Source organism: Streptomyces sp. NPDC028991 (assembly GCF_055564775.1).
The window spans coordinates 89220-108434 of record NZ_JBVHVP010000013.1 but is presented as its reverse complement, the minus strand read 5'-3'; the positions used below and the strand labels follow the sequence as shown (position 1 = coordinate 108434).

Sequence of the window (19215 nt, the reverse complement as noted above, 5' to 3'; positions counted from 1 at the left end):
CTACCCGCCCCCCCGTAGACCGCCGAGCCGGGCCCGGACGGGGATCAGGACCGGGCGCGCTCGCCCCGCGGGTGGGAGCGCAGTGCCCACGCCGGTGTCCAGACCTCCGTGTCGAGATGACCGGACGGCCGGGCGGCGAGGTAGCCACGCAGCACGGCCAGCGCGGGGTGCGGGTTGCCGGCGTGCCAGAGCAGGGAGTGCGGGTAGACGGGCGTCGGGTCGCGCAGCGGGACACGTCGCAGATCGTGGACGGCGGGCCAGACCAGGGGGGTCCGCTCGCTGAGGAAGGTCGCGACCGTCGAGGACTCGGCGATCGTGTCGAGGAGCCCCTCGACACCGAAGTTGGGGCCGATCGCGTCGATGGTGAGCCCGAACTCGCCGGCGAGCGCGTCGTAGTAGGCCGACCACTCGGTGCCGGGTGCGTTCCCGGGCATCCAGACGCGATGACCGCGGACCTGGGCCGGGGTCACCGCCCGCGCCCTCGCGAACTCGTGGGCGGGCCCGGTGAAGAGCTGGAGCGGCTCGTCGAAGACGGGCGTGGCCTCGACGCCGTCGGGGAGGTTGGTTCCCGGCATGGTGACGCAGCGGAAGGACGCGTCGATCTCCCCGGAGCGTATGGCGGTCGCGGCCGCGTCCGCGTTCGCTTCGAAGAGGATGACGACATCGAGCTCGACCTCGGGATGGGCGCGGTGGAAGTCGCGCAGCACCCCGGCCATGGCGGACCGTCTGCCGATCACGTCGACCCGCAGCGGGCGCCGTCCGGGCCGTACCGAGGCGGCGGCCCGCTCCGCGGCGTCGAGGAGGGCACGGGCGTGCGGCAGGAAGGCCTGTCCGTCGACGGTGAGCCGCGCCCCCCTCGCGGTGCGGATGAACAACGGCGCACCGAGGTCCTTCTCCAGCGCGGCGATGCGCTTGGAGACTGCCTGCTGGGTGATCGCCAGCTCGGCGGCGGCGACCTGGAACTGCCCCGCCCCGGCGGCGGCGACGAAGGTGCGTACGGCGGTGAGATCCACGGCCCGCACTCTACGGGCACAACCCCTGGTTGTGAGTACTCGACGGAAGGGATGGACGGAAGGGGTGGTAAATGGCCGAGCGCGGCTTCACCCGCACAACCACACGGAGTGCGCGATGCCCGGTCCCCGGGCAGGCCGACCTCGCCCCGAAACCAGGTGCGCCCTCCGGGCGTCCGTGTCACGCTCCGCCGGTGGACCGACAGAAGATCTCCAGACTCGCCCATGCCGATCACCCGATCGCGGGCGCCACTCGACGACGACTCGGTACACCGACTCCTGGCACGTGGTCTCCCACACGTCGGCGCGCGCGTTCCCGACCTGGGCTGCGGGGGTGGAGAGTGGCTTCTGCGCGCCCTCGCCGGACATCCGGGGCTGACGGCCGAGGGGGTCGACATCTCCGAGCCCTCGCCCGCACACGCGCGAGACGCGGCGGACCGGCTCGGCGCGCGGGACCGCCTGGTCCTCCACCGGCAGGACGCCGCACGATTCGCCGCGCCGCACCGGTACGACCTCGTCCTGTGCGTCGGCGCCACGTACGCCGCGACGACTACGAGTGGGCCTGGACCGGGCCGCCGGCCTCGTGCGCCCTGGACCACCGCACCGATCCGGACAGTGCCCGGGCGCTCGAGGCGGCCACCACCCACCGCGACGGATGGCTGCGGGTCTGCCGCGACGCCATGGGTTTCCTCTGCCTCGTCCTGCGCCCGACGGGCGACCGAGTGGCACGACCACACAGTTCCGGTGATCGGACGGGCGTTCTCTGATGTTTCCCGGATTTTGGGGGTAGACGGGCTGGCGTAACGGTCAAGGCTCAGGAAGAGGGCGGATCGGATGGACGGGGCTGCCCACAATGGGGATCAGCTGAGAAGTGAGCTGGTCAGGGTTTCGGCGGAGTACGAGGGCATGCCCGGCGACATCGCCCGGGGACGTGAACTGGCCCGCGGGTTTCTGGCGCGGGTGCGGGCGGCGCAGGGCCTCCCGGTGTCCGACCGGGCGACGGACTTGGTGCAGTTGGTGGTCAGCGAGCTGCTGACGAACGCCTGCAAATACGCGCCCGGCCCCTCGTTGGTCGACCTCGAGCTGGCCGATGACCGGGTGGAGGTCACGGTGTGGGACAGCGATCCGGCTCTGCCGGTGGCCGAGACGCCGGACCCGGGCCGGATCGGCCGGCACGGGCTGGAGATAGTCATGGCCGTCTGCCAGAGCTTCGAGGTGCGCCGGGAGCCGGTCGGCAAGCGCACGAGGGCCGCGGTGAGGCTCGCCGACACGTGAACGGCTCGGCAGCCGGACGTGTCTGCCGGCCCCGACGAGACGACGGCGGCACCGCCGCACGGCACACGCCCGCGCCACTCTTACGTCCGGCGGGCCGCCGGCCCCCGGCCCGGATCCGGTGGACCACGCTGCGGCGCGCTGGCCCCCGGTTCCGCCGCTCGAGGCCGGCCTGGTACAAGATCAGCACCGCGAGCCTGCCCGGCCTCCCTCCTTCGGCCCTCGCGAAGCGGTTCATCCCCGCCCGCTGAGGGAACCTGGCGCGGGACGGACGGCATCGGAAGGCTGTGAGGGCCGTGACATCACGCTGGGCGGGCCACCGGGAGGGCGGCGAGCCGGGTGCCGAAGGACCGGACGGTCCCTCGGCACCCGACTTCGCCCGGACCGTCCTGCACGCTCTCGGCGCCGGCGTACTCACCCTCGACCCGTCCGCGCGCATCACCTCCGTGAATCCCTGGGCCGAGCACCTGCTGGGCCGGCCGGCGCGGGACATGGTCGGCCACGACGCGCACGACCTCCTGCACCGGTACGCCGACGGCAGCCCCGTGCCGCGCGAACGGTGCGCCCTGCGCAACCCGCTGTACGGAGCGTCCTCGGAGGAGGGCAGCGAGGAGTACTTCCAGCGGGCGGACGGCACCACGGTGCCGATCATCTGGGCCGCCACCGCACTGGTCGGGGACAGCGGCCAGGAAGGGCTCGCGCTGGTCTTCCACGACTTCAGCCTGAACCGCAGCGCCGCCGAGGAGACCGAGGCGCGTACCACCGCCTTGGAGGCACTCACCGCCCAGTTGCACCTGGTGGCCGAGATCTCCACCGTGCTGATCCCCAGCGAGCGCACGTCCACCACGCTCCGACGCCTCCTGCGGCTGCTCGTGCCGGACCTGGGCCAGTGGGCCGCGGTCGACGTCTACCAGGGGCAGTCGGACGCCCTGGAGCGCGTCGCCGTGCGCAGCAGCGCACACCCGCACCGCGCGGGACGGCTGCGAGGGCCGATGACCTCGCTGCCGGACCCGGCCCGCGCCGCGCTGACCAGGCTGATCAACAGTGACCGTCCCGCCTCGCTGAGCTCCGAGGACCTGCTGTACGACCCGCGCAACCCCCTCGCCGCCACCCACCGGGTGCTGTTCGAACGGCTCGCGGACACTCGGCCGTCGTCGTCCCGCTCCGCACCCGGCAACGGTCGTACGGGACGCTGACCGTGGCACGCGCGGAGGGCCACCCCGCCCACACCGATGCCGAGGTCGCCCTGCTGGCCGACATCGGCCGCCGCGTCGGGCTGGTCCTGGACAGCGCCCGGCTCTACCACGAGCAGCAGAACGTCGCGGAGACCATGCAACGCCAGCTGCTGACCCCCCTCCCACAGGTCGACCACGTCCGCATGGCCGCCCGGTACTGGCCCGCCGAGAGCGCCATGGAGGTCGGCGGCGACTGGTACGACGCCTTTCTGCTCGCCGACGGTGTCATGGCCCTGGTCATCGGGGACGTGGTCGGACACGACCTCCAGGCCGCCGCCCACATGGCCGAGGTCCGCAACATGCTGCGCGCCCTGGCCTGGGACCATCAGGAGCCGCCCAGTGTGATCATGCGGCGGCTCGACGAGGCCGTGACCAACACCAGTGACGCCCCCATGGCCACACTCGTCTTCGCCCGCGTCGAAGGCCCCGAAGGCGGCCCGTGGCAGTTCCACTGGGTGAACGCCGGCCATCCGCCGCCGCTGCTGATCACACCGGAGGGGGAGACGCGTTTCCTGGAGGGCGGCCACGGCCCGCTCATCGGCATGAGCGCCACCCTGCGCCTCGGTCTGAGCTGGCCCGACGCACGCGAGGAACTTCCGCCGGAAAGCATCCTCCTGCTCTACACCGACGGTCTGGTGGAGAGCCGCGACCGTCCGATCGACCTCGGCATGGCCAAGCTCCGCCACCACGCCGGCGTCCTGGCGCGCCGGCTGGAGGAGTGGACCATCGACGAGTACTGCGACGAACTGCTCGACCGCATCACGCCGCGCGGCGACGATGTCGCCCTGCTCGCCCTGCGCCTGCCCGCCGCCGGCGTCGGTGCCCCCGGAACCACCGCGCCGCCCCCGCCGCCCCAGTCCACGCACAGCGAGGCCGCGCCCGACCGGGCCGCCCCGGGCTCACTGCGCCAGCGGCCCGAGGTGGAGGACCCGACACACGTCGCTCCGGAGGAGTAGCGGCAGGGCGGCGGCGAAGGCCCCGTCCACGTGCTCCGTCCGCTCCGCCCGTACCCGTCCGGAAACCGCCGCCGTCGTCGGCGACAGCCGGCTCCGCGCCGTGAGGACGGCGGGCCGGGATCACCCGACCGGGGAAGCCCGCGCGCGATTGCGGACGTCGGCCAGGGACCCCCGGGTGCAGCGCGGCAACGCGAGCCGGGTGTCGAGCGCGTCTGCTGGGCACTGCCCGCCGGATCGGGGCCGAGCCCCGCCCGGGCCGTCTCCGCGGGGACGACGATCGACGCGGAGCCCTGGTCGAGGGTGTCGTGGATGTCCCGCGCCATCCGCTCCCGCTCCTCCGCGACACCCTGGCGCTGGTGCGCCTCGGACAGGGCCGTCCGGGCCCGCTCCAACTCCACGATCGGCTCCGCCCGTTCGGCGCTCCGCACGACCACCGAACGCGCCCACGGACCGGTCAGGACACCCATGGCCACGACGATCAGGGTGGACGCCGGCGCAGCAGTAGCCCGGGGTGGGCCTTCTGGACGACCGCCGTATGCGCGAGCGGCGCGTCCACCTTGTCCTTGGCGGCCCGTCCCGCACCCTTCGGCGCGACCTCGGCCATCAGGAACCGGCGATCCCCCGACCACAGCGGGGCCGCCACGGCCGCCACCTCGGGCAGCCCTTCCGTCCGGGCCGTCAGATCGCGTGCCGCCGCTCGACGGCACGCTCGTCCGGGACACCCGAACGGACGGATATCAGGACCTGCTCGGCGGATCTGCGCTCCGGCCGCTCCAGCGTGCCATGCGCACAGTCCTTGACCTCATCCCCAAAACCCCCTACAGGCAAAGCAGTTGGCAGACAGAATGTCCGGTCGAACCTGCCGCCCACTGCTCGGTGCCCGGGGAGGAGACACCCCCTCGGCCCAGGGAGGACACCCCCGTACTCCCACGTGTCCGCAGGTCCCCCGACCGGGCGGACGTTCACCCGGCTGAGCGCCTTGAGTGGTGCGAGACGCGGGGCTGGCTGACGGTAATTCACGTCGGGGCCGGGTCACCTCAGCTGACGAAGCACCAGCTGCCCGGCCGTGACGGAAGGAACCTCAGATGCGTTCTGCTCGCATGCTCCTGACCACAGCGGCGGCCTCGGCCGTCCTCGTCCTCGGTGCTCCCGGCGCCTACGCGGCGGTCGGGGGCGACTGGAACCACGACGACTCTTCCTACAGCAAGGAGCACGACAACGGAGGCAAGCACGAGAAGCCGCGCGGTGGGATGCACACGGGTGGCGGCGCCCTGACCGCGGTGAGCGAGGGTGACTGGGAGGGCGGCTCCAAGCAGGGTTCGGAGACCCAGAAGCAGGACGAGGGTGAGAAGTCCTGGGGCGGCGGCGAGCACGAGAAGCCGCGCGGCGGTATGCACACCGGAGGCGGCGGGCTGGACGAGCCGGCCACGACCGCGGGCGGCCTGGCCGTCCTGGCCGTCGCCGCGACCGGTCTGTACGCCGTCCGGCGCAGGAAGTCGACTCACGGAGTGGCGTGAGCCATGCCGGGCGCGATAGCAGTCGGGCCGCCACCCAGGCACCGCATGGCGGCCCGGCTCGCTCCCACCCCGTCCGCCGGTGCCCCAGTGAGGTGGTCCTCGATGGCAGTTCCCCCTTCTTCCCTCGCCGACGACGAGTCGGCGCCGACCGGGTCCCGCTCGGGCATGACGGTGCTGCTGGCCGTGGCCCTCCTGGTCCTCGCGGTGAGCCTGATCGGCGGCAACGACACCTCGGCCGACTCCTCCCGCCCGCCGCTCGCCGCCCAGCCCGGAGCGTCGGCCCCGTCGGCCGCCGACCGGCCCGGCACGGGGCTGCCGCGGTCGAAGCCGGTGCGCCTGCTCATCCCGGAGATTTCCGTCGACGCCCCCTTCACCGACCTCGCCATCGGTGCGAACGGGCAGCTCCAGGCCCCGCCGCCCGACGACACCAACCTCGTCGGCTGGTACGCCAAGGGCGTCTCCCCCGGGGAGGAGGGCACCTCGATCATCGCCGGGCACGTGGACACGAAGACGTCGGCGGCCGTCTTCGCCCGCCTCGGCCAGCTGGAGAAGGGTGACGTCTTCCACGTCGAGAGGGCCGACGGACGCAAGGCGTCGTTCGAGGTCGACGACCTGGAGACCTTCGACAAGGACGACTTCCCCAGCAAGCGCGTGTACGGCGACGCGGACCGGGCCGAGGTACGGCTCATCACCTGCGCGGGCGACTACGACCGGAAGGCCAAGGACTACACGGACAACCTGGTGGTCTTCGGGCACCTCACCTGAGTCGCGTACACCGTCCCGGACCACCCGGTCACCCACGCAGTGCATACGAGTCGCGCGCCGGCCGGGCCGGGCACAGGATCGAGGGACGCCGGCGTCCCATCACCGCGGCCGACGTTCAGTTCCGCTCCCGCGAAGGAGATGTGCGCAGGATGACCATGACGTCCCCCCCTGCTTCCGAACCGCTGACGCGACAGGCGTCGCACCATGTCTCCCAGTCCGTGTTCGACGGCTCCAGGCTCCGCGTCGTTCTGCTGGTGGAGGTCTACGACGGAGCCCAGCAGCAGTTCCTCGAGACCTACGAGCAGCTGCGCAGCCACGTGGAGTCCGTTCCCGGGCACCTTGGCGAGCAGCTGTGCCAGTCCATCGAGAACCCCTCCCAGTGGCTCATCACCAGCGAGTGGGAGAGCGCCCCGCCCTTTCTGAACTGGGTGAGCAGCGAAGAGCACGTGCGGATGGTGAAGCCGCTGCACAGCTGCGTCCGGGACACCAGGTCGCTGCGCTTCCACGTCGTCCGCGAGACGGGCCACCCGGCGGCGGGTGCCGGGACCGCCCGGAGCGGGCTCCAGACGTCGCCCCGGATCGGTGACGGTGTGATCCGGCACGCGCTCACCTTCACGGTGAAGCCGGGCAGCGAGGACGCGGTCGGCGAGATCCTCGCCGACTACGCCTCGCCCGAGCCGCGGGTCGACGACACCACACGGCTGTGCCGCACCTCCCTGTTCCTGCACGGCAACCGGGTGGTGCGGGCCATCGAGGTGCGCGGGGACCTGCTCGCGGCCCTGCGGCACGTGGCGGAGCAGCCCGAGGTGCGGGCCGTCGAGGAGGCCATCAACCCGTACCTGGAGCAGGACCGGGACCTCGGCGACCCGGAGTCCGCCCGGGTGTTCTACACGCGGGCGGCACTGCCCGCCGTCCACCACGTGACCGCGGGCGAGGAGGACCCGGCGGCGCGGCGGCACGCGTTGTCGTACCCGGCCCGGCCGGGCTGCGGCATGCGGCTGGCCCGGCTGCTCGCCGACCGCGACGAGGCCGCGGCGGACGACCCGGACAGCCCGGTCCTGTGCAGCACGATCTTCCAGCGCGACGACGTCGTGGTGCGGCTGGTCGACGTACGAGGCGGTCTCGACGCCGGTGAGCCGTCGGTGTCCCTCGGCCTCACGGATCCCGGACAGGTGGCCGAGCTGACGACACTCCTGGACGGCCCGGCCGGTACGGACCGGCCCGCGCCGACGGGCGGCGGCCTCGACCGGGCGCTCGAGGGCGCCCGCATGAAGCTCGTCACCGACCGCCGTTCCCCCGACGCCTGACCCGATCGCCACGGCGCGCACGTCGGCCGCCGGACCGCTGCGGATGCGGTCCGGCGGCCGACGTGCCGCGTGTCCCGGTCGGCTCACTCCGGGACGGTGCAGTCGAACGCGTGCAGGTAGGGGTTGACCGGACGGATGTCGTCGATGGCGAGGCCCGCGTCGGTCAGCCTTCCGACCATGCTGTCGGTGGTGTGCTTCGCGCCGCCGACGTTGAGGAGCAGCAGCAGGTCCATGGCGGTGCTGAACCGCATCGAGGGCGTGTCGTCGACGAGGTTCTCGATGACCACTACCCGGGCCCCGGGCCCGCCCGCCGCCATGACGTTGCGCAGCGCTCGGGCGGTGCTGTCGTCGTCCCACTCCAGGATGTTCTTGATGATGTACACATCGGCCTGGACGGGGACGGCCGCCCGGCAGTCGCCCGGCACGATCCGCACCCGGTCCGCGAGCGATCCGCCCTCGCGCAGCCGCGGGTCGGCGTTCTCCACCACCCGTGGCAGGTCGAGCAGGGTGCCCCGCATCGACGGGTACTTCTCCAGCAGGCTCGCCACCACGTGCCCCTGGCCGCCGCCGATGTCCGCCACCGACGTGCTCCCCGACAGGTCGAGGAGCGCCGCGACGTCCTGGGCCGACTGCCGGCTGGAGGTGGTCATGGCGCGGTTGAAGATCGCGGCCGACTCGGGAGCGTCCTCGTTGAGGTAGGTGAAGAACTCCTTGCCGTACAGGTCCTCGACGACGTTGTGGCCGGTGCGTACCGCCTCGTCGAGCCGGGGCCAGGCGTCCCAGGTCCACGGCTCGGTGCACCACAGGGTGATGTAGCGCAGGCTGTGCGGGTCGTCCTCCCGCAGCAACAGGGACATGTCGGTGTGCGTGAAGGTCCCGTCCTTCCGCTCGGCGAAGACGCCATAGCAGGTCAGCGCACGCAGCAGTCGGCGCAGCGGCCTGGGCTCGGTCTTCACCGCGGCCGCGAGGTCCTCCACGGCCATGGGCGTGTCGCCGAGCGCGTCGGCGACGCCGAGCCGGGCTGCCGCGCGGAGGGCGGCGGCACATGCCGCCCCGAACACGAGCTCCCTCAGCCGCATGGGCGGTGGCGGGGCAGTCTGTGCGGTCGTCATGTGCCGCTTTCCTTCCTGCTTCGGTCCACGGATGGCTGCGGTCGGCCGGTCAGCACAGTCCCGCGGGCTTGGAGGCGCCGCAGGTGTTGCCTTCGAAGGTGTTGCTCTTGGCCGTGTCGCCGGTCCCGGTGTGGACGAGGTCGGCGGGGGAGTTGTCGCGCAGCCTGTTGCCGTTGATCTCGTTCTGCGAGTTGGGGGCGCCCACCACGCTCGCGGCCAGGACGATTCCGCCCGACATCGATGACTTGCCGGAGTTGCCCTCGACCGTGTTGTCGGCGACCAGGACCTTCTCGGCGCCGGTCAGAACGATGCCGGAACCCTGGAGGGCCTCCAGCCGGTCGGTCTTCGGGCAGGACTTGTTGTTGCGCACGACGTGGTTGTCGCGCACGACCAGGTCGCCGGCCTTGGGCTTGTTCTCGTCGCCGACGACGAACACGCCCGCGCAGTTGCCGCCGATGTAGTTGTCCGCCACGGCGAGGTTGCGCAGGCGGCGGACGGTGACGCCGATCCGGTTGCCCTCGACCCGGTTGTGTTCGACGACCGTGCCCTGGGTGTCCACCGCGCCTTGCTCGGCCTTGACGGTGTTGGCGAGGAAGATGCCGGCGTCGCCGTTGTCGCGGGCGGTGTTGTCCCGGAACGTGCCGTGGATCGACTGCTCCTGGGCGATGCCCCAGACGCCGTTCTTCGCGGCCGTCACGTTGCGCACGGTGAGTCCGTCGGTGGCCATCGAGAACAGGCCGGTGTGCTTGAAGCCGGTCACCGTCAGGCCGGCGACGGTGACGCCCTTGACGTTCTTGTCCTTCGTTCCGAGCACGCAGATGCCGTTGCCGCCCTCGGCGCAGGTGTCGTCGTCGGCGGCCTTCTCGGTGCTCGGCATGATGACCGTACCGCGGCCCATGCCGCGCAGGGTGAGCCCGGGTGTGCTCACCGTGACGCTTTCGCGGTAGGTGCCGGGGGCGACGAGCACGGTGTCGCCGGAGTCGGCAGCGTCCACTGCCTTCTGGATCGATTGGCCGGGGTGGACCACGTGGGTCATGTGGCCGGCGGACGCCGGAGCCGCACCGAGCCCCGTTCCGATCATCGCTGCGGTGCACACCAGGTACACGACATGGCATTTCTTCATACTCCGCACGTTATGCCCGAAAGATTCGCACACGAGGGGGATGAGCCATCCGACGGCGTGTCATGAACGGGCGGTGAACCGGTGGTTCTCGGGCAGACGGGCGTAAGTGATCTTCATGTCGGCCGCAGGGAGGAATGACCGTCGTGACCGTGCCTGAACGCCGCCCGCGCCCGGGACGCTCCGGGCGCCGCTTCGACCTCCGCGCCACGGCCGTGTACTTCGGATTCGCCGCCGTCGGCCTGTGCATCGTGGGATGGGCCGTACGGATGGCGTTCGACGTCGCGGAGCGGCGTCCGGCCTGGGCCGTCGTCCTGGTACTCGGGGCAGTGGCGGCAGCCGCGGTCCGCCGGCGCGGGAGAGCCGGCTTCTCGCCCTCGAGGCTGGCGCGCCGCACCACGGGCGCCCTTGACGAGGCCACGGCGACGGCCCTGGACGCACTGGAGGAGGAGCCGGGCGCCGCGCCGGTGGCGGAGAAGGCTCGCGGCCTCGACGAGCCCGCCACGGCCGCCGCCGCCGGCCACGGGGCGCTCGGCGCCGACGAGTTCGAGCAGGCGATAGCCGATCTCTGCGTACGGGACGGCTGTGCCGAGGTGGAGGTCGTGGGCGGCGCGGGCGACCTGGGCGCGGACGTGGTGGCGGTGGCGCCGGACGGCAGCCGCGTCGTCATCCAGTGCAAGTGTTACGGCGACGGCAACAAGGTCGGCTCCCAGGAACTCCAGCGCTTCGGCGGCACCTGCTTCACCGTCCACGAGGCCGACGTCGCGGTCCTCGTCACGAGCAGCGACTTCACCGCACCGGCCGCCGAGTACGCCGAGCAGTGCGGAATAGTCTGCGTGAACGCGGAGCGACTGCGCGACTGGAGCGAGGGCCTGGGGCCGGCCCCCTGGGTGCCGAGTCCCCTCACCGAGCAGGAGGCGCGGCCCTCGGACCGGGCCGCCCGGTGATCTCCCGGAGCCTCCTCGCCCCGCCGACCGCGGGGGAAGGGCGGTTCTTCCGCCGCCCAGTGGCAACCTGGGTTGCATGGGCAAGACTGCGCTGATCGTCATCGACATGATCAACACCTACGATCACGAGGACGCCGACTCGCTGATTCCCTCCGTGGAAACCGTGCTGCCGGCGCAGACCGGCCTCCTGGAGCGGGCACGGCGGCAGGGCGTCCCCGTGATCTACGTCAACGACAACTTCGGCGAGTGGCGTTCCCACCACGGAGAGATCCTCGACAAGGCTCTCTCGGGACCGCACGCCCGTCTCGTCGAGCCGCTGCGACCCGACGAAGCGTCCCTTTTCGTGGTCAAGGCGCGCCACTCGATCTTCTTCGGGACCCCGTTGACGTATCTGCTCCACGAGCAGGGGATCGACCGGCTCGTGCTGTGCGGGCAGGTGACCGAACAGTGTGTGCTGTACTCCGCGCTCGACGCCCACATCCGCCACTTGCAGGTCATCGTTCCGCGTGACGCGGTGGCCCACATCCACGCCGACCTCGCGGACGCCGCGCTGCGCATGATGCAGCGGAACATGGAGGCCCGGGTGTGCGACAGCGGCGAGTTGTGGACGTGAGACGGCCGCCCGCCACACGGAGGCGATGCGCACAGTCCTCGTCGAGGACCTGGACGCCCGCGTGCCCGGCGGGAGCGATGCCGGGTCCGGCGGTGCACCCCGCCCACCGGGTGCGCACCGGTACCCGTCCGGTCAGCTCCGCAGGGTGCGCGCGGGCAGGATGACCTGCGCCGCCGCCGCGAGGGTCTCCTCGTCGTTCGCGAACGCGGCGACCGCGTCGCCGTCGCCGGGCTCCCCACCGGACCAGGGGCGGGTGGTGAAGATCAGGCAGGCGTACCCGCGCTTGTCGACCGCCGTGCGCCACTTCGCCGTGGGAACGAACTGGGCGTTGACTCCCGGCATGGTGAGGGCCGCCGCGCCGGGCACCACCAGCAGGCCGACCGGCAGGTTCGGCAGCCGCGCGGCGTCGAGGACGCCGTCCCCCACGGAGAGCCCGGAATGACGCAGCAGCCGCTCGACGGCGACCGGGGACGCCTCCGGGCCGCCCTCGCCGTCGCCGAGGGAGCAGGCGAGGAGGAAGGGGACGTCACCGTCGGGGGTCTCACGGCTCCAGCACATGATCACGAGTGTGCCGAGGTCGGCGGTTCGCAGGGGACGCGTGTCAGCTGAGATCGAGGTCACCGCGAAACCGTAAGGGCGCGCCGGGGCACCCCCGCCCGCCTCTCACCCGACTGGCGGACGTCCTCGCGCTTCTTCACACGAACGAGGTGTGTGTTCCCGGACGGCGTCGGTGATCCTGGCGCGCGTCCGGGCCGGTTCCCCGCCGACGGCGGCCGTGCCGAGACCCTGGGCGCGCACCGGGCGGGAGCCGGAGAGTACGGCGCCGGCGCCGCGAACGTCCGGGAGATTCGGCCCGCCCGGTTGCGTGACCGCGCCTCGGGATTCCCCGTCTCCGGTCTCCCGCCGGGCGGCGTACCGGCCGCCGACGGTGGTCCGGGTGCTCCGGTCGGCCCAAGGGACTGGTGGCTGACGCGGCGCCTCGCCGTCACGTGGTGTAACTGTCTCTGTATGATCTGTAGACGAAATGCTCATAGGGGCGACGTGCGCAGTTCGCAGGGCCGCAGGATCCGGACCGCCGTGGTGGTCCTGTTCGCGGCGACCGCGCTGGGCGCGACCACCGAAGCCGCGGCCTCGCAGTCGGTCCCCTCGCGTACCGACTGGGACGCCATCGCCGCGTGCGAATCGGGCGGCAACTGGAAGGCGAACACCGGCAACGGCTACTACGGCGGCCTGCAGTTCGCACGGTCGAGCTGGATCGCGGCCGGCGGTCTCCGGTACGCCCCGCGCGCCGACCTCGCCACCCGCGGGGAGCAGATCGCCGTGGCCAAACGCCTCGCGCGGCTGCAGGGAATGTCGGCCTGGGGCTGCGCCTGACGTTCCCGCCCGGCGCCGGCGGGCAGACGTAGTCATGTGGGCCGCCCGTCCGCAGCAGGGTGAAGGAGGGCCGGCAGCCATGGCACTTCTCCCGGGGTACAGCCGTCCGGCCCCGCGCGCACGGCTCGGCGACATGATCTTCTCCAGGGTGGCGGGGCCGGACGGGCCGGCGAACCGGGCCCGCATCCACGACGCACCGGGCCCACGCTGGTTCGGACCGGAACGGCCGATCAGACGGGTGCACGGGGATGCCTCGATGTTCATCGGAGGTCTGTCCGCCCTGCTTCTCCAGTCCCTCCATCCCCTGGCCATGGCCGCCGTCGCCGCGCACTCCGGATTCCGCGGCGATCCCTGGGGGCGGCTGCATCGGACCAGTACCTTCCTGGCCGTCACCACCTACGGACCCGCCGACAGCGCACAGCAGGCGTGCGATCGGGTACGGGCCGTCCACGACGGCGTGCGCGGCACCACCGCCGAGGGGCAGCCGTACGCCGCCGCGGATCCGCACCTGCTCTGCTGGGTGCACATCGCCGAGGTCGACAGCTTCCTGCGCGCCCACCAGCGCTACGGCGCCCGGCCCCTCGACGACGAGGAGTGCGACGCGTACGTGGCCGACACGGCGCGCATAGCCACCGCGCTCGGCGTCCCGGACCCGCCCGTCGACCGCACCGGACTCGCCGAGCGACTGGCCGCCTACCGCGGGGAACTGCGCGCGACCGGCGAGGCGCGGAGCACCGCTCGGTTCCTGCTGCTGAACCCGCCGGTACCACTGCTCGCACGCCTCCCGTACGCGGTCGTCGCCGCCAACGCCATCTCGCTCCTGCCGGGCTGGGCCTCGCGGGCCCTGTGGCTGCCGCGCGTCCCCCCGGCCGAGGGCGTGTGTGTACGCCCGCTCGGCGTGGCCGTGACCGCGGGGATCCGCTGGGCGCTGACCCCGCCCCGCGACGCGGCGTAGTCCCGGGCCGCCGTTCGCGGGTGCCCGGTCGCCGCCGACGGGCTCGTCAGGCACCCGGACCGGGATCCGGCCGCGCCGCCGTGTGGATGCCGGCCCGGGCCGCTTCCAGCTGGGCGGCGAACGCGATGCCGAGGAAGAGCGCCACGGCGGTGAGGTTCGCCCACAGCAGCAGTGCGATGAAGGCGGTGAGCGGACCGTAGACGGCTCCGAAGGCGCCGCTGTGCCCGACGTACAGCGCGAGCAGCCAGGTCGCCGACACCCACAGCACGAGGTGGACCGCCGAGCCGAAGGCGAGCCACGTGTAGCCGGGCTGGTCGCGGCGGGGTGACCAGCGCAGGATCACCGCCGAGGCGACCCAGGCCAGCAGCAGTCCCGCCGGTACCTCCAGCACGCCCCACCACCCGGTGCCGCCGTCCCGGTCGCCCATGGAGCGGGCCACGGCGTCCCCGACGGCCTCACCCGCGACGAGTACGAGGAACCCCAGCACCATGGGCAGGCCGGCGGTGAGCGCGAGCACCAGTGCCCTCGCGTACTTGCGGGGGAGGGGGCGGTCTCGTTCGATGCCGTAGATGCGGTTGGCGCCGCGCTCGATCTGGCCCATGGCGGAGGCGAGGTTCAGTACGGCGAACGCCAGGCCCAGCCACAGCGCGAGCGTGCTCCACGCGTCACTGCCGGCGCTGCGCCGGGTGCCCTCGAGCGCCTCCTCCACGACGTCGGCACTGGTTCCCGGCACGATCCTGCCGAGGGTGAACTCGACGACCCGGCCCACTGCTTCGGTGTGCACCGACGTGGCGAGGCCGACGAGCACGATGGTGAACGGGACCAGGCCCAGCACCACCTGGAAGGCGAGGGCCCGCGCGTTGGTGAAGCCGTCCGCGTAGCGGAACCGGGTGAAGGAGTCGGTCAGCAGCCGCAGGCCGCCGTACCGGCGCAGGGCGGTCAGGGCTTCGTCGCCGGAGAGTTCGTCTCCGAGCATGTCCCGGGTCTGCGGGACGTGGACGGCGGTTCCCACGGTGCGGCTGCTCCTCGGCTCGGGGCGGGGACGGGCGAGGTGGAGTCCCCACCCGTGCGCATGCCCCGTGAACGAGCCGGCAGCGCGGACGGGGCCGCCTCGCGCCCCGACGGTGTCGCCGAGTTGACCGGGGTAACCCGTGGGCGTGCACTCGGGCCCGCTCGCCTCGCGACCCGTTTCCCCGCGCCACCGCGTGGGCAGCCCCCCGGCGGGGGAGCAGAGAGGCGGTCCCGGACGTTGCGTACGCCGATACGTCCGGGGCCGCCCTCGCACCGCTTGTCCGGCCGCCGGCGGCGGCGTACCGCGTCCCGCCTCCGTGGCGACGGAGGCGGGACGAAGTAGGGACCGGTCCTCGGGGAGAGGGGTCAGACGCCCGCCACCGACTGGATCCACGAGCGGTAGGCGGTCACGTTCGTGTACGCCGTGGTGGTCTGCCGGTCGCTGGTCGAGGCGACGCCCACCTGGACTCCGCCGGCCATCATCGGGCCGCCGGAGTCGCCGCCCGCGGTGATGCCGTCACCGGGGCGGGCACAGATCGCCTGACCGTAGTAGGCGTCGTAGCACCCGCGGGTGACGGTCAGGTTGGCGACCTTCAGGTACCGGGACTGGCAGTTGATCTCCGAGCCGCACCGGGAGGTGGCGCCCCAGCCGTAGACCTGCACGCTCTGGCCGACCCGCACCGTGCCCGGCTGCCCGAGCCGTGCGTAGGAGGCGGAGACCGAGCGGTCGAGCCGGACCAGCGCGAGGTCCGACGAGGCGTGGGTGACGGTCTGGACGCCGTTGGCCACGGTGCCGCCGGAGCTCTGGTCGAGGCTGCCGATGCGGAAGGAGAGGCCCCCGCCGCTCACACAGTGCTTGGCGGTCAGGATCCAGGTGGGGGAGATGATGGTCGAGGAGCAGGTCTGGGTTCCGTTGGAGAACAGCCGGGCCGCCCAAGGGGCGTTCTGTGCGTAGCCGCCGCCGATGATCGGCTGGGGGCCGCCGTCACCGGGCCGGGGCTCCGCCGCGGACGCGCTCGGCGCGAACACGAGGGCGGACAGCAGGGCTGCCATGAGGGCGGCCATCAAGGTGGGGACGAGTCTGGGTATGCGCAAGGCTCCTCGATTCCGACGACACGCGTGGGGGCGCGTGTTGGTGTGTGGGGCGCCGCTCAGGATGTCCGGCGCGGATCCGGGACCACCAATCCCGACTTCTCATAACGCGCCGTTATGGAAGGGCCGGGTCGGCCGGTGGGCCGGCCCGGCCCGGCCCGTCGGTTCAGCCGGCGGACGAGGCCGGGGGATCCCTTCTTTCGCGCACGGTCATCAGCAGGGTGCGGGGCCGCACGGTGGCCGCGGCGACGGGCCGCACCGTCTGGCCGGGGGCGAGTTCCAGGCGCACCCGCCGGGTGATCGTGGCGATGGCGGTGAGGAGTTCGGTGAGGGCGAACCGGTCGCCGACGCACTTGTGCTTGCCGGCGCCGAACGGCAGGAACGCGTGCGTGGGGCGCGGCTGGTCGCTGTCCAGCCAGCGGTCGGGGTCGAAGCGCAGGGGGTCCGCGAACAGTTCCGGGTCCCGGTGCAGGGCGTGCTGGCAGTAGGCCAGTTCGGTTCCGGCGGGCACGGTCCAGGGGCCGAGCCGCGTCTCGGTGACGGTGCGGCGGGTGACGAGCCACCCGGTGTGGTGCAGCCGCAGCGTCTCGTCGACGACCCGCCCGAGGTACGGAAGGCTGCCCAGGTCGTCGAAGGTGACCGCGCGGTCGCCGAGGACGTCGTCCAGTTCCTCCAGGACCCGCGCCTCGATCCCGGGATTCCGGGCGAGTTCGTACAGCACCCAGGACAGCACCGAGGCGGTGGTCTCGGTGCCGGCCACGGCCAGGGTGAGGATCTCGGAGGAGATCTGGTGCCCGGTCAGCGGCCGGCCGGTCTCCTCGTCGGTGGTGCGCAGAAGCAGCGACAGCATGTCGCCGGTGTCGTGGCCGGAGGCCTGGAGCTCGGTGACGGACCGGTCGATGGTGGCCCGTACGGCGTCCCGGGCCGCGGTGAAGCGGCGGTTGGCGGGCAGCGGCAGCCGCTCGACCCAGTCGGGCAGCATGACGCGGGCGCCCACGCCGTTCATCACCACCGACAGGTCCGCGCGCAGCCGGCGGAAGGTGGCCTCGTCCAGGCTGCCGGAGAACACGGTCTTGGCGAGCATGTTCAGACTGAGCCCGACCATGGCCTCGCGCACGTCGAGTCTCCGCTCCGGGCCCCAGCCGTCGACGGCGGCCTCGGTCTCGCCGCGCATGGTGTCGACGTAGCGGGCGATCCGGTCGCGGGCGAAGGCGGGTTGGAGCTGGCGTCGTTTGCGGACGTGGGCCTGGCCGGCCGCGGTGACGACGGAGTCGCCCAGCAACTGGCCCATCTTCTCGAAGAACCGGCCCTTGTCGAGGCTCGGTCCGAGGTCGGTCAGCATGGTGCGGATGAGGTCGGGATCCTGGACGACCAGGGTGCGGGTGCCGGGCTGGAGGGTGATCTCGACGAGCGGTCCGTAGGTGTCGCGCAGTGCGGCGATGAAGCCGAGGTTGTCGCGCAGGAGCTGTATCGCGTGGCCCAGGAACGGCAGCGAACCCGCTGCCCTGGGTATGGGGGGAGGCGCTACGAGCGTCACGAGGGTACGTCCCTTCGAGTCGATCTTGGGCGCCTCCATGGCTGCCCTGATCACTGCCCGGGGCAATCCGCGCGAGGGCGTGGTGTTCGCCACGTGACCCGCGGGCACGGGCGGGTGTGGCAGGACGGGCGGTGGGGAAGATTCCGCTTTCGGCCGGCCCTCGACCCGCGGCGGGCCCTCGACCCGCGGCGGGCCCTCGACCCGCGGCGGGCCCTCGACCCGCGGCGGGCCCTCGACCCGCGGCGGGCCCTCGACCCATGGCGGGCCCTCGACCCGCGGCCGGCACGAAGGCCGCGGGCCGGCCGCCGGGTCAGCGGAGCAGCAGCTGCACGAGGGCGACGGTGCCGACCGTCACGACCAGGGTCCGCAGAACCAGCGGGCTGAAGCGGCGGCCGACCTTGGCCCCGAGGTAACCGCCGAGGGCCGAGCCGACCGCGATGAGCCCGACGGCCGTCCAGTCGAAGTCCGCGGCGAAGAGGAAGAAGAGCGCGGCGACGGTGTTGACGACGGCGGCCAGGACGTTCTTGACGGCGTTGAGGCGTTGCAGGGGTTCGTCGAGGAGCATGCCCATCAGGGACAGGTAGATGATCCCCTGCGCGGCCGCGAAGTAGCCGCCGTAGACGCTGGCGAGCGTCAGGCCGGTGAACAGCAGTGGACCGCCGTCACGGCGGGGGGAGGCGCCGGTGCGTGCGCGGCGGCGCTGCATCAGCCTGCCGAGCCGGGGCTGGAGGGCCACCAGCACCAGGGCCAGCCCCACCAGGACCGGCACGATCGTCTCGAACGCGTCGGCAGGCAGGGACAGCAGCAGCGTGGCGCCCGCGAGGCCGCCGATCAGCGCGCCGGCGCCCAGCTTCAGGATGCGCCGACGCTGGCCGGTCAGCTCCTTCCGGTAGCCGATGGCCCCGCTGATGGAGCCGGGGATGAGGCCGAGGGCGTTGGAGACCGTGGCGGTGACGGGGGACAGTCCCGTGGCCAGCAGCACGGGAAAGGTGATCAGCGTTCCGGAGCCGACGACGCTGTTGATCGTTCCGGCCCCGACGCCCGCCGCGAACACCGCGGCCATGGCCTCGGGCGTCACGCGGGGCCGCCCCGCGCCGCCGCCGGACCCGGCCGGAAGGTGTCTTGTGCATCTTTCACGGGGCCGACTGTACCCACCGCCGAAGTCACGGCATGTGCCGGTACCAACCGGTCGCGCTTGAGCAGTTCTTGACGTGAAGTCACCTGATCAGGCGGTGATACGATCACCGCGTTTGCGGAGCGGGCGGATGGGTGAAAGACGGCATCCCCGACTTCAGGGACAGCCCGGACAGCAACCCCCGGTGCGGGCAGTCCACCGGGCCGCCCGCGTAGACGGGAATCCAGCAAGCCGGCCTTCAGTCGCCTGAAGAGAGT

At 72.6% G+C, this 19215-nt stretch carries 17 protein-coding genes and 3 pseudogenes; 10 read left to right on the top strand and 10 right to left on the bottom strand.

Annotated features, from left to right (window positions below):
- Positions 1-44: 44 nt before the first annotated feature.
- Positions 45-1013, bottom strand: coding sequence for a LysR family transcriptional regulator (locus tag ACZ4V1_RS24160; RefSeq protein ID WP_468339451.1), 969 nt, complete (start codon positions 1011-1013; stop codon positions 45-47).
- Between the two features lie 191 nt (positions 1014-1204).
- On the opposite strand from ACZ4V1_RS24160, the pseudogene ACZ4V1_RS24155 reads away from it, so the two are divergent.
- From ACZ4V1_RS24155 to ACZ4V1_RS24145, 3 genes and pseudogenes are all read left to right on the top strand, one after another.
- Positions 1205-1777, top strand: a pseudogene (locus ACZ4V1_RS24155) (SAM-dependent methyltransferase).
- 67 nt (positions 1778-1844) lie between these two features.
- Complete coding sequence (locus ACZ4V1_RS24150) at positions 1845-2285, top strand: ATP-binding protein (RefSeq protein ID WP_468339449.1); 441 nt, start codon at positions 1845-1847, stop codon at positions 2283-2285.
- Positions 2286-2423: 138 nt separating this feature from the next.
- Positions 2424-4473: pseudogene (locus ACZ4V1_RS24145) on the top strand (SpoIIE family protein phosphatase).
- Between the two features lie 269 nt (positions 4474-4742).
- On the opposite strand, the pseudogene ACZ4V1_RS24140 reads toward ACZ4V1_RS24145, so the two are convergent.
- Together ACZ4V1_RS24140 and ACZ4V1_RS24135 are read right to left on the bottom strand one after the other, a co-directional pair.
- Positions 4743-4796, bottom strand: a pseudogene (locus ACZ4V1_RS24140) (hypothetical protein); the annotation flags it as partial.
- Between the two features lie 155 nt (positions 4797-4951).
- Positions 4952-5125 carry a hypothetical protein gene (locus tag ACZ4V1_RS24135; protein ID WP_468339447.1) on the bottom strand — a complete coding sequence of 58 codons (174 nt, stop codon included), beginning with the start codon at positions 5123-5125 and terminating at the stop codon, positions 4952-4954.
- A 433-nt stretch (positions 5126-5558) separates the two neighbouring features.
- On the opposite strand from ACZ4V1_RS24135, the gene ACZ4V1_RS24130 reads away from it, so the two are divergent.
- From ACZ4V1_RS24130 to ACZ4V1_RS24120, 3 genes are all read left to right on the top strand, one after another.
- Positions 5559-5990 (top strand): hypothetical protein, encoded by a 432-nt coding sequence (locus ACZ4V1_RS24130; RefSeq protein ID WP_468339445.1) that lies wholly within the window; start codon positions 5559-5561, stop codon positions 5988-5990.
- A 102-nt stretch (positions 5991-6092) separates the two neighbouring features.
- Positions 6093-6755: a class F sortase gene (locus tag ACZ4V1_RS24125; protein WP_468339443.1), complete on the top strand. Its 663-nt coding sequence runs from the start codon at positions 6093-6095 to the stop codon at positions 6753-6755.
- Between the two features lie 149 nt (positions 6756-6904).
- Entirely contained in the window at positions 6905-8062 is a 1158-nt protein-coding gene (locus ACZ4V1_RS24120) for a SchA/CurD-like domain-containing protein (RefSeq protein WP_468339441.1), read from the top strand.
- 83 nt (positions 8063-8145) lie between these two features.
- On the opposite strand, the gene ACZ4V1_RS24115 is transcribed toward ACZ4V1_RS24120, so the two are convergent.
- Positions 8146-9174, bottom strand: a complete 1029-nt coding sequence (locus ACZ4V1_RS24115; RefSeq protein ID WP_468339439.1) for a methyltransferase — start codon at positions 9172-9174, stop codon at positions 8146-8148.
- 49 nt (positions 9175-9223) lie between these two features.
- Positions 9224-10297, bottom strand: coding sequence for a right-handed parallel beta-helix repeat-containing protein (locus ACZ4V1_RS24110; protein WP_468339437.1), 1074 nt, complete (start codon positions 10295-10297; stop codon positions 9224-9226).
- 143 nt (positions 10298-10440) lie between these two features.
- Between ACZ4V1_RS24110 and ACZ4V1_RS24105 the strand changes: the two genes are divergently transcribed.
- Positions 10441-11241: a restriction endonuclease gene (locus ACZ4V1_RS24105; protein ID WP_468339435.1), complete on the top strand. Its 801-nt coding sequence runs from the start codon at positions 10441-10443 to the stop codon at positions 11239-11241.
- Between the two features lie 76 nt (positions 11242-11317).
- Positions 11318-11854: a cysteine hydrolase family protein gene (locus ACZ4V1_RS24100; RefSeq protein ID WP_468339433.1), complete on the top strand. Its 537-nt coding sequence runs from the start codon at positions 11318-11320 to the stop codon at positions 11852-11854.
- 132 nt (positions 11855-11986) lie between these two features.
- On the opposite strand, the gene ACZ4V1_RS24095 is transcribed toward ACZ4V1_RS24100, so the two are convergent.
- Positions 11987-12475, bottom strand: coding sequence for a DUF5949 family protein (locus tag ACZ4V1_RS24095; protein WP_468339431.1), 489 nt, complete (start codon positions 12473-12475; stop codon positions 11987-11989).
- A gap of 420 nt (positions 12476-12895) precedes the next feature.
- Here ACZ4V1_RS24095 and ACZ4V1_RS24090 point away from each other — a divergent pair, with 420 nt between their 5' ends.
- Positions 12896-13228: a transglycosylase family protein gene (locus tag ACZ4V1_RS24090; RefSeq protein WP_468339429.1), complete on the top strand. Its 333-nt coding sequence runs from the start codon at positions 12896-12898 to the stop codon at positions 13226-13228.
- A 79-nt stretch (positions 13229-13307) separates the two neighbouring features.
- Positions 13308-14183: an oxygenase MpaB family protein gene (locus ACZ4V1_RS24085; protein WP_468339427.1), complete on the top strand. Its 876-nt coding sequence runs from the start codon at positions 13308-13310 to the stop codon at positions 14181-14183.
- A 46-nt stretch (positions 14184-14229) separates the two neighbouring features.
- On the opposite strand, the gene ACZ4V1_RS24080 is transcribed toward ACZ4V1_RS24085, so the two are convergent.
- The 4 genes from ACZ4V1_RS24080 to ACZ4V1_RS24065 form a co-directional block, all read right to left on the bottom strand.
- Positions 14230-15195 carry a YihY/virulence factor BrkB family protein gene (locus ACZ4V1_RS24080; RefSeq protein WP_468339425.1) on the bottom strand — a complete coding sequence of 322 codons (966 nt, stop codon included), beginning with the start codon at positions 15193-15195 and terminating at the stop codon, positions 14230-14232.
- 365 nt (positions 15196-15560) lie between these two features.
- On the bottom strand, positions 15561-16289 hold the full coding sequence (locus ACZ4V1_RS24075) for a S1 family peptidase (RefSeq protein WP_468339423.1): 729 nt from the start codon (positions 16287-16289) through the stop codon (positions 15561-15563).
- 163 nt (positions 16290-16452) lie between these two features.
- Complete coding sequence (locus ACZ4V1_RS24070) at positions 16453-17823, bottom strand: cytochrome P450 (RefSeq protein ID WP_468339421.1); 1371 nt, start codon at positions 17821-17823, stop codon at positions 16453-16455.
- Between the two features lie 310 nt (positions 17824-18133).
- Positions 18134-18886: a sulfite exporter TauE/SafE family protein gene (locus ACZ4V1_RS24065; RefSeq protein WP_468339672.1), complete on the bottom strand. Its 753-nt coding sequence runs from the start codon at positions 18884-18886 to the stop codon at positions 18134-18136.
- Positions 18887-19215: the final 329 nt, after the last annotated feature.